General features: G+C 42.0%; 11 protein-coding genes and 1 tRNA gene. 7 read left to right on the top strand and 5 right to left on the bottom strand.

Going from position 1 to position 12,149, the window contains the following annotated elements; all coding sequences use genetic code 11:
- Positions 1-21: 21 nt before the first annotated feature.
- The gene (locus AC1DYB_RS08870; protein WP_477434158.1) at positions 22-1,251 is read right to left on the bottom strand and encodes a phage integrase SAM-like domain-containing protein; all 1,230 of its coding nucleotides are present in this window, start codon (positions 1,249-1,251) and stop codon (positions 22-24) included.
- A 335-nt stretch (positions 1,252-1,586) separates the two neighbouring features.
- Here AC1DYB_RS08870 and AC1DYB_RS08865 point away from each other — a divergent pair.
- A tRNA-Val gene (locus tag AC1DYB_RS08865) sits at positions 1,587-1,664 on the top strand.
- Positions 1,665-1,729: 65 nt separating this feature from the next.
- Here the strand turns inward: AC1DYB_RS08865 and AC1DYB_RS08860 are convergent.
- Positions 1,730-2,563 carry a helix-turn-helix domain-containing protein gene (locus AC1DYB_RS08860; RefSeq protein WP_477434156.1) on the bottom strand — a complete coding sequence of 278 codons (834 nt, stop codon included), beginning with the start codon at positions 2,561-2,563 and terminating at the stop codon, positions 1,730-1,732.
- A gap of 241 nt (positions 2,564-2,804) precedes the next feature.
- On the opposite strand from AC1DYB_RS08860, the gene AC1DYB_RS08855 reads away from it, so the two are divergent.
- Positions 2,805-4,052, top strand: a complete 1,248-nt coding sequence (locus AC1DYB_RS08855) for a hypothetical protein (protein ID WP_477434154.1) — start codon at positions 2,805-2,807, stop codon at positions 4,050-4,052.
- Positions 4,053-4,081: 29 nt separating this feature from the next.
- Positions 4,082-5,458, top strand: coding sequence for a hypothetical protein (locus AC1DYB_RS08850; protein ID WP_477434152.1), 1,377 nt, complete (start codon positions 4,082-4,084; stop codon positions 5,456-5,458).
- A 131-nt stretch (positions 5,459-5,589) separates the two neighbouring features.
- On the opposite strand, the gene AC1DYB_RS08845 is transcribed toward AC1DYB_RS08850, so the two are convergent.
- A complete protein-coding gene (locus tag AC1DYB_RS08845) occupies positions 5,590-5,901 on the bottom strand; it encodes a hypothetical protein (protein WP_477434150.1) in 312 nt (103 codons plus the stop codon).
- Between the two features lie 539 nt (positions 5,902-6,440).
- Here AC1DYB_RS08845 and AC1DYB_RS08840 point away from each other — a divergent pair.
- Together AC1DYB_RS08840 and AC1DYB_RS08835 are read left to right on the top strand one after the other, a co-directional pair.
- Positions 6,441-7,136, top strand: coding sequence for a ferritin-like domain-containing protein (locus tag AC1DYB_RS08840; RefSeq protein ID WP_295720630.1), 696 nt, complete (start codon positions 6,441-6,443; stop codon positions 7,134-7,136).
- A gap of 10 nt (positions 7,137-7,146) precedes the next feature.
- On the top strand, positions 7,147-8,001 hold the full coding sequence (locus AC1DYB_RS08835; protein ID WP_295720628.1) for a ferritin-like domain-containing protein: 855 nt from the start codon (positions 7,147-7,149) through the stop codon (positions 7,999-8,001).
- 66 nt (positions 8,002-8,067) lie between these two features.
- Here the strand turns inward: AC1DYB_RS08835 and AC1DYB_RS08830 are convergent, their stop codons facing one another.
- Both AC1DYB_RS08830 and AC1DYB_RS08825 read right to left on the bottom strand, forming a co-directional pair.
- Positions 8,068-8,517: a thioredoxin family protein gene (locus AC1DYB_RS08830; RefSeq protein WP_477434148.1), complete on the bottom strand. Its 450-nt coding sequence runs from the start codon at positions 8,515-8,517 to the stop codon at positions 8,068-8,070.
- A gap of 97 nt (positions 8,518-8,614) precedes the next feature.
- Positions 8,615-10,543, bottom strand: coding sequence for a DUF6600 domain-containing protein (locus tag AC1DYB_RS08825; RefSeq protein WP_477434146.1), 1,929 nt, complete (start codon positions 10,541-10,543; stop codon positions 8,615-8,617).
- A 193-nt stretch (positions 10,544-10,736) separates the two neighbouring features.
- On the opposite strand from AC1DYB_RS08825, the gene AC1DYB_RS08820 reads away from it, so the two are divergent.
- Both AC1DYB_RS08820 and AC1DYB_RS08815 read left to right on the top strand, forming a co-directional pair.
- On the top strand, positions 10,737-11,699 hold the full coding sequence (locus AC1DYB_RS08820) for an isopenicillin N synthase family dioxygenase (RefSeq protein WP_477434144.1): 963 nt from the start codon (positions 10,737-10,739) through the stop codon (positions 11,697-11,699).
- Positions 11,700-11,754: 55 nt separating this feature from the next.
- The gene (locus tag AC1DYB_RS08815) at positions 11,755-12,108 is read left to right on the top strand and encodes a hypothetical protein (protein ID WP_477434142.1); all 354 of its coding nucleotides are present in this window, start codon (positions 11,755-11,757) and stop codon (positions 12,106-12,108) included.
- Positions 12,109-12,149: the final 41 nt, after the last annotated feature.

Genomic DNA, 12,149 nt, shown 5'->3' with positions numbered 1-12,149 from the left:
AATGAAGTAGGATTTAAGTTATCAACTTATTAGTTTAACAACCTTTTCATTCACCTCATCTATTAAGGATTGATCAAATGTGTCAAGGTAGATATTGGTTATCTTGTTGCCGAATTCATGGCCTAAGCATTCTGCAATTACCTCGTTAGAGTAGCCAAGTTTTTTCTTTGCTAATGTTGCGAACGTGTGCCTGGTTACATAACTCGTAACATCATCTTCAATATCACAGTTCCCACCCATCCTAGTAAGATATTTGTTCGACGTTTTAATCCATTGGAATATAACTTTTTTTGCTTGTAAACTATCTTCAATAATCGTAGGGGGCAATATTGGCAGAAGATATTTTGAATTGCAACTGTTATAATGATTGATAAGCTCTAAGGTATATGGCAGCAGTTTCACCTTAAGTTCTTTTCCGGTTTTTCTTCTTTTGTAGACGATATACCCTTTCTTGATATTTTCTGGTTTTAGGTAAGCGATATCAGTAAAGGACGCTCCTCGTAATGCAAAGCTCAAAAGAAAGTAGCTTCTTGCTTTCCATTCTTGTGAGTGCTGCTTTAAGTCAAGCTTGGTGATCTTAATTAATTCCTCTAGACTTATCGCACGTTTAGCGGTTTTCTCAGTCTTCACTGTGATATCTAAGAATGGATAATGTGCCCTGTCGACAATCTTTTCTTTGATAGCCTTATTGTAAATAGCTCTTAAGGTTCTAAAATAATTGCTAATGGAGTTGGCTTTTAAACCAGACTTTATTAAATCATTTTTAAATCCTTCCAGGAACTTATAATTTATATCGGTAAACTTAAGCTTTGGGTTATTAGCATATGACATCAATTTGTTTGTTGCTGTTTGATATATAATCGCATTGCCTGCTTTGTTAATAGAAAACATTGTTTGCACTAGTTGTTGAGAATATTCTTTAAAAGCCAATACGGGTAAAACTTTAATCGGCTTGTAATTGACGTTAATTCTTTCCTTTAAGTTTTCGAAATTAAAAGCGTCCTCATTTTCAAGTTCGAGTACAGCTTTTTGAACCTTTAGATAAAACTCTGTGACCTTTTTGTTTAATAATTGCACGTTTGGGTGCGTGTTTTTAATTCCTTGGCTTTTGTTATCCCAATATTCCTTTTGAATATTGACGCCTGAATTGATAGTGCTTACTTTCCTGTCGCAAGTAATTCGTATAATAATTGAATAGGATCCATCTGACTTTGCTCGTCTTTCATCTAATAATACTTTGTAAGTAACCATGTTTTTCTAAATGATGGCTACTCTGTTTGTGCAAACTATGTGCAAACAATCTAGTGTTTTGGCTTAGCTTGACTTGTTGGTGGGCAAGTAATGGTAAGTAAATTACATCGAGAATTCTGCAATGTAAATACTCTCCAAGCCCCCTCGCACGCTGAAAATATGGCCATTTAAGCCCTTAATGATGACCTTTCAAGGGCTTATTAAAAATTTAATAACCTAAAAAACAGCTGTTTAATATAAAGTTTAAAATATTTTTTGAAGAATAGATCAAAGCTTCTATATTTGCAGACCCAAAACAAGGAACGTTATTGTTGAAAGACAAATAACAAACAAAAGGGAGTTTAGCTCAGCTGGTTCAGAGCATCTGCCTTACAAGCAGAGGGTCACTGGTTCGAACCCAGTAACTCCCACCAAAAGCCTGATAGAAATATCAGGCTTTTTCTATTTAAAGTCTTTTTATGCATTTTGTGTATATTCTTTAAACCACAAACGCTGTTTTTAAAACTTCGGTAGGCGGAGTTTCATTGAAGAAAACGGTGGGACTGCTGTCGGTAAATTCTCTAAATTCTTTGTTAAAATGTACCTGGTCATAGTAGCCGCATTGAAAAGCAATTTCGCCCCATTGCTTTTGTGGATTACGCTGTTTAAGATTCATGGCTTTGTTAAATCGCATCAAGCGGCAAAATAGTTTAGGCGACATTCCAATTTGTGCCAGGAACTGACGTTCGAGGTTACGAAGCCCCATGCCCGCCTGAGATGCTAATTTTTCGATTGTTTTTATCTCCGGGCATTTATATAAAATATCGGCGACGCGGGTTAATCCGTTTATTTGCAGATTTTTTTTGGTAAGGTACTTCATCAAAAAGGTATCTGTAGCCCCTGCCATATTTTTAAAAGTGGCTACATTTTGCAAATGATTGATTAGGGCTGCGGTACCGTGGGCAAACAAATCATCTGCAGAGATAATCTGGTTAATAAAATATTCGGGAGGATGACCAAACAATCGATGGAAACCATTTGGTTGAAATTGGATCATAAAGCACGAATAGTCGCCTTTAAATGTCATCAACCCATTGAACCGGGTTGAATTACCAACCACCCCTATTTGATGAGAACCGGCTACATAATATCCGGTTTTGTTATTCTTTAAGGTTAACGATTTATCTTTTAAAAAAAATACGAGGCAGAATTGACACGAAGCGCGCCATGGATGGGTTAAAATTTCACGCCCTGTATTAAACTTCGCTAACAGATACTCATTGACAAAGGGAAAGAGAGCCGGATGGGGTTTAAGACTGGTGAGTTTAACCATGTATCTTAATTTTTATTAAAACTACCGAGCATTTTACTTGCAAAAAATGGCTATTACTAACCATTTTTTGCTTTAGGGGCAAACTTGTCGTTTTCGTACTAACAGAAGAGAGAGTCTCTTTATAAATTTATGCTGCTTATTGTTACTGATGATCTGATATTTACTTTTAATCGTTTGAGTTGATGTAAAGTCATTTGGTAACTAGCTTCTCATTTAAACCATTTTTCAAAAAATTAAGCTTATGGTACCAGTTCAAGGCGATGCAAACACTTTAACTAATGAGGGTGTATTAGGAACAAATGCAGTTCCCAGTGGAACGGGGGCGGGTGTTCACGGCCTGAGTAAAAATGCCGGCCCGGGAGTCTTGGGCGAATCTACCCTTGGAAGAGGCGTTCAGGGAATGAGCGTAGAAAATTATGGTGTTCGGGCCCACAGTGATAAAATTGCTGGTATCAGGGCATCATCTGCATTGGCGCCAGCTGTTGAAGGCTGGGGAGCGAAAGGTGATGGAGTGCTTGGCTTAAGCGATGAAGGCGCAGGCGTGCATGGGCTAAGCAAGCCTACCAGCAAACAGCCAGGTGTTTTGGGCGAGTCGACTCTTGGAAGAGGGGTTGAAGGCAGGAGTGTAGAGAATTATGGTGTTCGGGCTCACAGCGATAAAATTGCCGGTATCAGGGCATCATCTGCATTAGCGCCTGCTGTTGAAGGCTGGGGAGTGAAAGGTGACGGAGTGATTGGTTTAAGTGATGAAGGTGCAGGCGTGCATGGAATAAGCAAACCTACCAGCAAACAGCCAGGGGTTTTAGGCGAGTCGACCCTTGGAAGAGGGGTTGAGGGCAAGAGCGTTGAAAATTATGGTGTTCGGGCGCATAGCGATAAAATCGCGGGTATTAGGGCATCATCTGGACTGGCATCTGCTGTAGAAGGCTGGGGCGTTAAAGGTGACGGCGTACTTGGCTTAAGCGATGAAGGTGCAGGTGTGCATGGTGTAAGCAAACTCGGAATTGGCGTATTTGGCAAAGGTGGCCGACTTGCCGGGCGATTTGAAGGAAACGTAGAGGTGACCGGAGATATAACACTGGTGAATGCAGATTTTGCTGAAGATTTTGATGTGATTGAAGAAACCCAACCGGGCGAAGTGATGGTTCTGACAGAGTCTGGCGCTTTAATACGGAGTTCGAAAGCTTATGATAAAAAAGTAGTCGGTGTTATTTCAGGAGCAGGGAGTTACAAGCCTGCTATCATTCTCGATAAAAAAAGCGATAATGAAAATAGGAAACCCGTTGCCATGATGGGAAAGGTGTATTGTAAAGTTGATGCAGATATTTCCCCAATTGAAACGGGTGATATGCTTACCTCTTCAAACATTCCCGGTTATGCCATGAAGGCGATTGATCCCTTCCAGGCCTTTGGCGCGGTAATAGGAAAAGCGCTTGCTTCATTAAAAGAAGGTAAGGGGTTGATCCCGATTTTAGTTGTGTTACAATAGGCAGATTTATTGACGTTTAAATAAGCAAGATGCTAAGTTTACGGGATACAGGAAGATTTAACGGGGCTAACATCAGCGTGATAGATGTTGCCGCTAAGTGCGGTTTGAATGTTCCATTTTCTATTTCAAGCTTTATCCGCAGTAATTGTTCGGAAGACGAAAAGAAATTAAGGTTATGCGTTGTACTTTTTAGCTGGGGGCCGCTTAACACTGCAGAACCTCCTTTTACAAAAAAAAGTAAAAGCTTTTATGAGAACTTCTTTTTGAATTGGGAAAACCCGAATGGAATAGCCCGTTTTTGGTATAAGGAAAGTTTTGGCAGACTTAAAATAGAAGGAAAAGTTCTTGACTGGACCTTCGTACCAAAAGACCCTGCAACCGTGCTGGATAAAGATAAAAATGGCAATCTCGTCAATACCATTAATCGTAATACGGCAATAGGTATCGCGAAAGATACAGCAAGCAGTCAAGGTGAATCGCTTGATAGCTATGATGGTTTTATTGCTATTATGGGGGTAGATACATCTAAATATGTTGTGAATGGAGATAATAGCGGCCCGGATTCTACTTTCGCTATTGGGACTAACCACAACCACACCTGTCATGAAGTAGGGCATATTATAGGCAATATCAACAAACTTTTTACTCATTCTTTCGGGTTAGAAACAACGGGGTATCCAGGTGGTGTATATGGATATCCTTATTGTATAATGAGCGCGGAAACCTATGGAGGCGCCTATGCCTATTTTACACCCAAAACGGCATCTACGCCCGAGGAGGGCAACAGAGGCCCCGGTTTTTGCGGCGGAACAAGGGCGATTCTTGGATGGGCAAACAGTATTGAGTTCGATCTTGAAAATGAAAACGAGGCCGAATTTGAAATTCAAAGTTTGGGGTCAAACCAACGGAGCCTCCAGGTGGTATTTATTAAAAAAGGAGACCGGAAATTTTTTGTGGAATACCGCTCTTCTAAAGATGAAAATGATGCGGCAATAGCGCTGTTGGGCTTTGATGCTATGGTTGTGGTAGGGATAGTATCAGGCGGTATAGCCGCCGGCGAAAAAGATGGCCGCCATACTACAAACGGCACATTTATCGGGCAAATACCAGTAAAATTTTCTTCACCGGCTAATAACACAATTATCAACTTTGAACCCAACATGGGAGTTAAGATTCTTGAAATAAGAGGCGATTCAAAGATTGTTATTAAAATAGTTAAGAATTTTGCATTTAGCCTGAAAACCTACCGGCGTACGCATGATATCGCCCTTTCTGACGGCAGCAGTTCCTTCCAGATTGATGGATCGCCCGACTATAGTGTTAAATGTGTACTATATAACAAATTAAGGGAATGGCGAATAAACGAGCAACCGGTAAAAAGCATTCGGGATCTTGTAAATACATGATTGTAATGGTTTGGAAAGAGCATTTAAAGCGAGGCTCTTAGCAAAATGGTTTCAAAACATTGTGTTTAGTCCCCCTATCAAGATTACCGAAATTAAAACGCTACAGCAATACCTTACCCGCAAGCCGATTATCACATCGCTATATTTTTGCCCATGCGAGGGTCTTCGGGGAGGATTTCCATTTCGGGATCATCAATATAATCGGCATACCATTGTATAGCATCTACCAGGTCAAGTGCATCATCGGCCGCAATATTTATGGTTTCAAAGGCGTATAGTTTGCTATTGGCATACCCATATAGCTGGATCTCGTTAGCATTCGGGCTATACCTTTCTTCATCAAGGCAAAATACCCTAACCTTTAAAGGGGTATCTCGCGAATGAATGATATCCCGGCAAGCGTTTTTAGGGTCGGTTGCCAATAAATAAACATTGTGATCCATATAATCAGTAACAATATTTGTAGTGTATGGTTTCTGGAATGTTTATTTATGTTAACAAAACTTTAAACCGCGATTTGTATATGTTTTAATTGCGGATATGGGGCTATAAACCAGTCTATTGTGTATTTTATCCCCATTGGCCGGGGAAGAGTTTCCACAAATAAATTGGGGAAAATATTGGAAAAGGCCTTTTGGCGCGTTTTAACTTATATTTAATAATTGGCATTGCGTTTGAATATGTATCAATACCCTTCTCAAAGGGTTGTTTTTCATAGGTAGATGTAGGGTCGGAATACTGCGAGAGTCTTCCGACCTTTTTTTATTTATTAAATTTCTGGTCGCTTTTTTTTGCTGTGCCTCCCTCCTTCCGGGCTTTTGAAATCTTTCTTTTCCTGTTAAATGATGGCAAAATTTAACCAAATAGAAAATTACTCTATTTCAGAGTAAACTAATTGTCAACATTTTACAAACCGATGAGTTTTTATAAGCGTATGTCCATTTATAAACGAAACTAATCGAATCATTAAAACACTACTTCTATGAAAACAGAATCACAAGAAAGCATATCTGGTGCAAATATGGCCCGCAGGTCGTTTTTGCGCTATGCAGGTGTGGGGGTTGCATCGGCAGGTCTTTTGGCTACCGCGGCATGCCACAAAGATCACAAAATAATTACCTCCAAAGGTATTGATATCGGTGCAACCGGCGATTTGGCCATTCTTAATTATGCTTACGCATTAGAGCAGCTGGAGGCCGCGTTTTATACCCAGGTGATATTAACGCCTTACTCCGGAATTTCATCAAACGAAAAGGAGTTATTAACCAGCATCCGCGATCACGAAATTTTGCACCGCGAGTTTTTTAAAGCTGCATTAGGCGGTAACGCTATTCCTGGTTTAACTGTTGATTTTAGCAGCATTGATTTTACTAACCGTGCTAAAGTTCTTGGTGCAGCCAAAGCATTTGAAGATACGGGCGTTACAGCTTACGACGGCGCTGGGTATCTTATTAAAGATGCGGCTTACCTCACGTTGGCCGGTAAAATTGTATCTGTTGAGGCAAGGCATGCCGCTTTAATAAGCAACCTGATAACCAGGGGCTCATTTGCAGCTACCGATCAGGTGGATGGTAATGGCTTAAACAAATCAGCAACCATTGCCCAGGTATTGGCCATTGCCAATACATACCTTAAAACAAAAGTGAGTGCATCAAATTACAGTTACGTAGCAGCTTAACCCCAACGCCATGAATTTATTTAACATAATAGAGGAAATAGAAAAAATTGATCCGGAATTCAACGATAGGTTGAACCCACGCAGGGCCGCGATCAAAAACATAACCAGCTTTGGTTCAAAAGTGGCCCTGGCTGCCATGCCCTTTGCTTTAGGTACTATGATAAAAAGGGCGTATGCTGATACTATGGCACCATCGGTGGTTGAGGTATTGAATTACGCGCTTACCCTGGAATACCTTGAATCATCGTTTTATAACGCCGGCGTGGCAGCGTCAGGCTTAATCCCTGCTTCTGACACAGCTTATATAGCAGATATACAGGATGATGAAAACAAGCATGTCACATTTTTAAGCTCGGCTATTACTGCTTCGGGCGGTACACCCGTGGCTAAGCCAACGTTTGACTTTACAGCTGGCGGCGGTACCGGTAATGGTCCGTTTAAAGGAGTTTTTACCGCAGGTAATTACACCAGTATTTTCCTGAAAGTAGCTCTTGCATTTGAAGATACCGGGGTGCGCGCATACAAAGGTCAGGCACCTAATTTGCTGGGTAATAAAGATATTTTAACAGCAGCTTTATCAATTCATGCTGTTGAGGCCCGCCACGCGTCTGCAATTCGTTCCTTATTGGGCGTTACGCCATGGATCACCAGCACTGCATCAAAAGGAAATGATACCGGTGTATCATTGGTTGATGGTAATTATGATGGTGAACAAAATGTGAGCCAGGGAGGTGTAGATGTCACTACTTTAAAAAACGCCAGCGGAGGATCAACATCCGTTGCTGTTGCTACGGCTGCATTTGATGAGCCATTAAGTATGACACAGGTTTTGGCCTTATTATCGGGTACCTTTATCGTGAAGTAACGAACTTTCAATTTTTAATTTTTTTTAAACCGGGCGGCATAGCTTCCCGGTTTTTTTGTGCCGTTTTTATTTGTTTAGGGCCTTAACCCCAAATTTTATCAGATCATCCGGCCTGATAAAGCCAACGGTTCCGTAAACGGCTTTTCCCTTTGAATTAAAAATAATCATGGTAGGATAAGCCTGCAGGCCCCACTGGGCTGCCAGCTGCGGACCATCGCCTTTTTCCATATCAATAGCCACATTTACAAAATTGTTGTTGTAAAACTCGGCTACTTTATTGTTTTTAAAGGTGGTTGCCTTCAACATTTTACACGGACCGCACCAGGTGGCGTAAGCGTCAACAAAAATATATTTGTTTTTAGCAGCAGCCTGTTTTAAAGCTTCGCCCCAGGAGTTTTCAATAAAATTGATCTGGCCTGATGTTTTTACAGCCTGGGCTTTACCCTTTAATGGATAAAGAAACATAGTTAAAAGTACACAAAGCGTAAGGCCGCGCGCAGGATTCAAGTATCTCATAATTATTAAGCTGGTATAAAGCAACAATAAAAATAGCACATATAAACCAATAAATCCGGGTTTATATGTGCTATTGATTATAATTTAAAACTGAGCCTTAATTGGCTGGTCTGCGCTCACGTTGCTGTTGCTCCTGTTGTTGTTTTTGCTGAGCCTGTTGTTGCCTCTGGGCTTGTTGTTGTTGAGCGGCCTGTTGTTGGCGTTGAGCCTGCTGCTGCTGGGCCTGCTGCTGGGCCTGCTGTTGTTGGCGTTGCTGAGCCTGCTGTTGTTGGCGTTGTTGATTAGCCTGCTGCTGCTGGGCTTGTTGTTGCTGCCTTTGTTGAGCTTGCTGCTGTTGTCTTTGCGCATCCTGCTGTTGCTGGCGTTGTTGATTAGCCTGTTGCTGCTGAGCCTGCTGTTGCTGTCTTTGTTGAGCTTGCTGCTGTTGTCTTTGCGCATCCTGCTGTTGCTGTCTTTGCTGATTAGCCTGTTGCTGCTGCGCCTGCTGTTGCTGCCTTTGAGCATCAAGCTGTTGTTGGCGTTGCTGATTAACCTGTTGCCTTTGGGCATCCTGTTGTTGTTTAGCTTGTTGCTGACGTTGAACGGCCTGGTTTTGCTGCTGATCTTGCTGTTGCTTAACCTGCTGCTGCCTTTGGGCATCCTGCTGTTGCTTAGCCTGTTGCTGACGTTCCTGAATGGCCTGGTTTTGTTGCTGATCCCGCTGTTGCTTAACCTGCTGCTGCTGCCTTTGGGCATCCTGCTGCTGTTTTACCTGTTGCTGACGCTGAACGGCCTGGTTTTGCTGCTGATCCTGCTGTTGCTTAACCTGTTCCTGCCTTTGGGCGTCCTGTTGCTGTTTGGCCTGTTGCTGACGTTGAACAGGCTGGTTTTGCTGCTGATCCTGCTGTTGCTTAACCTGTTGCTGACGCTGCTGAACGGCTTGGTTTTGCTGCTGATCACGCTGTTGCCTGGCTTGATTTTGTTGCTGATCGCGCTGTTGTTTAGCTTGCTCAGTTGTTGGTTGGTTATCTGGCCTGGCATTTGGTTGTCCGGGTTGGCCCCCAGCTCTTGCGTTTGGTTGTCCCTGACGATTTTGCTGTTGTGCCGGCGTTTGTACTGGCCTGTTATTATTAACCTTTACAAATTTAGCATCGTTGCTTTTAGCTACCTCTGCTAATCGAGTGGCGTTATTACGGTTTACAGTTGCTTGTCCGCCTGCACGGTTAGCTATACCCTGGTTGGGGTTAGCATTCCGGTATTCGGCCGCGTTTATAACCCTCGCAGGCCTTGCATCCTGCGATTTTCTGATCTCCGGGCGATAAATATTTACAGTATTATTTACAATTCTGCCGCCACCGTTGGGCCTGCTATCGTTGCCAATTCTATAAACCGGCACATTATTATTGTGCGTAACATTCCTGATTTCGGCAACCCGCGGACCGGTTACATAGGTACGGTTGTTATAAACATAAGTATTGTTGATAACAGTTGTTTGGTTTATAATATTCACTACCCTGGTATGCGGTGCATAGTAGTTATAAACATTAGGACTGTTAATATAAGCCTGTGGCGCGCATACCCAATAAGAATCGGGCACCCTATAGCTGTTACCAAATGATAGGCTAATGCTTATACCCGGTGTTAATGGTGCCCAACCGTAGTAGCCACCACCCCTGCGCCAGCTAACCCAGGCTGGTGCCCATTCATGTCCCGGTATCCATTCCCATCCGTAATAATCATCATAGCGCCAGCGGCCATAGTGAAAAGTAGCCCATCCCCATGGATAATCTGACACCCAGGTATTGCCATAATCGGTAACTACCCAGTGCCCGCGCGATGCATAGGGCCTAAAGCCATCTTCAACATCTGGTACCCAAACATTACCATACTGAGGGTCATCAACCCAGGTGCCATAAGGTGCGAGGTTATCATAAAACTCCTGGTCAGATACATAGCCCCCATCCTGGGCCTTACTTTTATTGGGCGCGGCAAGCATTATTAAAAATGCTATTAAACCTAAGCCGCATATTTTATTTATATATTTCATTTTTCTTTAGGATTATATAGTCGATACTAAGTGTATGACGAGACAAAGTATAAAACGTTTAACTCAAAAATTGTTTTAAAGGGCCAATATTGTTTATGCTTGGTTTACAGGGGCTAAACAATTTTTTATTTATACTTTGTGCCTGCTATCTTAAAATTTAAATAATTTTACTTTTTATTATAAAGCTACACTTATGAGCACAGTAAATATTCCACGTCTTGATCTTGATAATTACATAAACGGCAGTACTGCCGATCGTAAGCAGTTTTCTGACGATATTGGTAGAGCATTTAATGAAACCGGTTTCGTTACCATAACCAATCATGGCTTAAGCAAACAATTGATAGATGAGCTTTATGAGCAGGTTAAAGCCCTGTTTGCTTTGCCAGATGCTGTAAAGCAAAAATATGAGATCCCTGGCCTGGCTGGTCAGCGTGGCTATACCGGTAAAGGGAAAGAAACCGCGAAAGGCTTTAAAACACCCGATTTGAAGGAGTTTTGGCAAATAGGCCAAACCGTTACCGATGGCGATCCGATTAAAGATATTTACCCCGATAACGTGGCGGTTGATGAATTGCCATCATTTAACACTACCACGCTGGAGGTTTATAAAAAGCTGGAAACCGCGGGCAAACACCTGTTACAGGCCATCTCGATTTATTTAAACCTGCCCGAAAATTATTTTGACGATAAGGTACACAACGGAAACTCTATCCTGCGTACGTTGCATTACTTCCCGATAACCGATCCAGATTCGGTACCTGATGACGCGGTACGTGCCGGTGCGCATGAGGATATCAACCTCATTACCCTGCTTATTGGCGCCAGTGCCGATGGTTTGGAGCTGCTTACCCGCGAAGGCGCATGGTTTCCGGTAAAGGCACATGGTGAAGATTTGGTAGTAAACGTTGGCGATATGCTGCAACGCTTAACCAATAACAAATTGAAATCAACCACGCACCGGGTGGTGAACCCACCGCGCGAGCTGATGAAATATTCCCGTTTTTCGGTACCGTTTTTCCTGCACCCAAAATCGGGAATGGATTTAACAAGCCTGGATTCATGTATTGATGAGCAACACCCTAAGCTATATACCGATATTACCGCCGGCGAATATTTGGATGAGCGATTGAGAGAGATTGGTTTGAAGATGTAAAATAGTAAAAGCCCTTTCCTTGATGGAGAGGGCCTTTTGATAACCATTTTATTTCATGACAGATATATCTAATAATTCTGACAGAGGGTCGTTTAATGAGGACTTTTGTTTATACCTGGAATATCATTTGAGCCGCACCTTTGGAAATTCAACAGATCAAAGGCTAAATGGGTTTTGGTGCGATGGTGTTCAAATGCCATACAACGAATATCAACTGTCCACCAGAAATATTGGCACATTAAAAAAGATCGAAACAAAGGCATGGATAGGAGCTAACGGGCAAGACATTTATAATATGACTATAAAGTTCGGTCCGGAATCACTTGCAAAATATGCTGAAGGCCAAAATATAAAAGACTGCCTGCCCAGTGAGAACCTGTTTGACTGGGTGGTAATTGATATTGACTAGGCTATGATTGAGTTGCAATTACTATAAATAGTAATCATTAA

Source organism: Mucilaginibacter sp. P2_A4 (assembly GCF_056405015.1).
The sequence above is the reverse complement of the archived record's forward strand: the minus strand, read 5'-3'. Positions and strand labels throughout refer to the sequence as shown.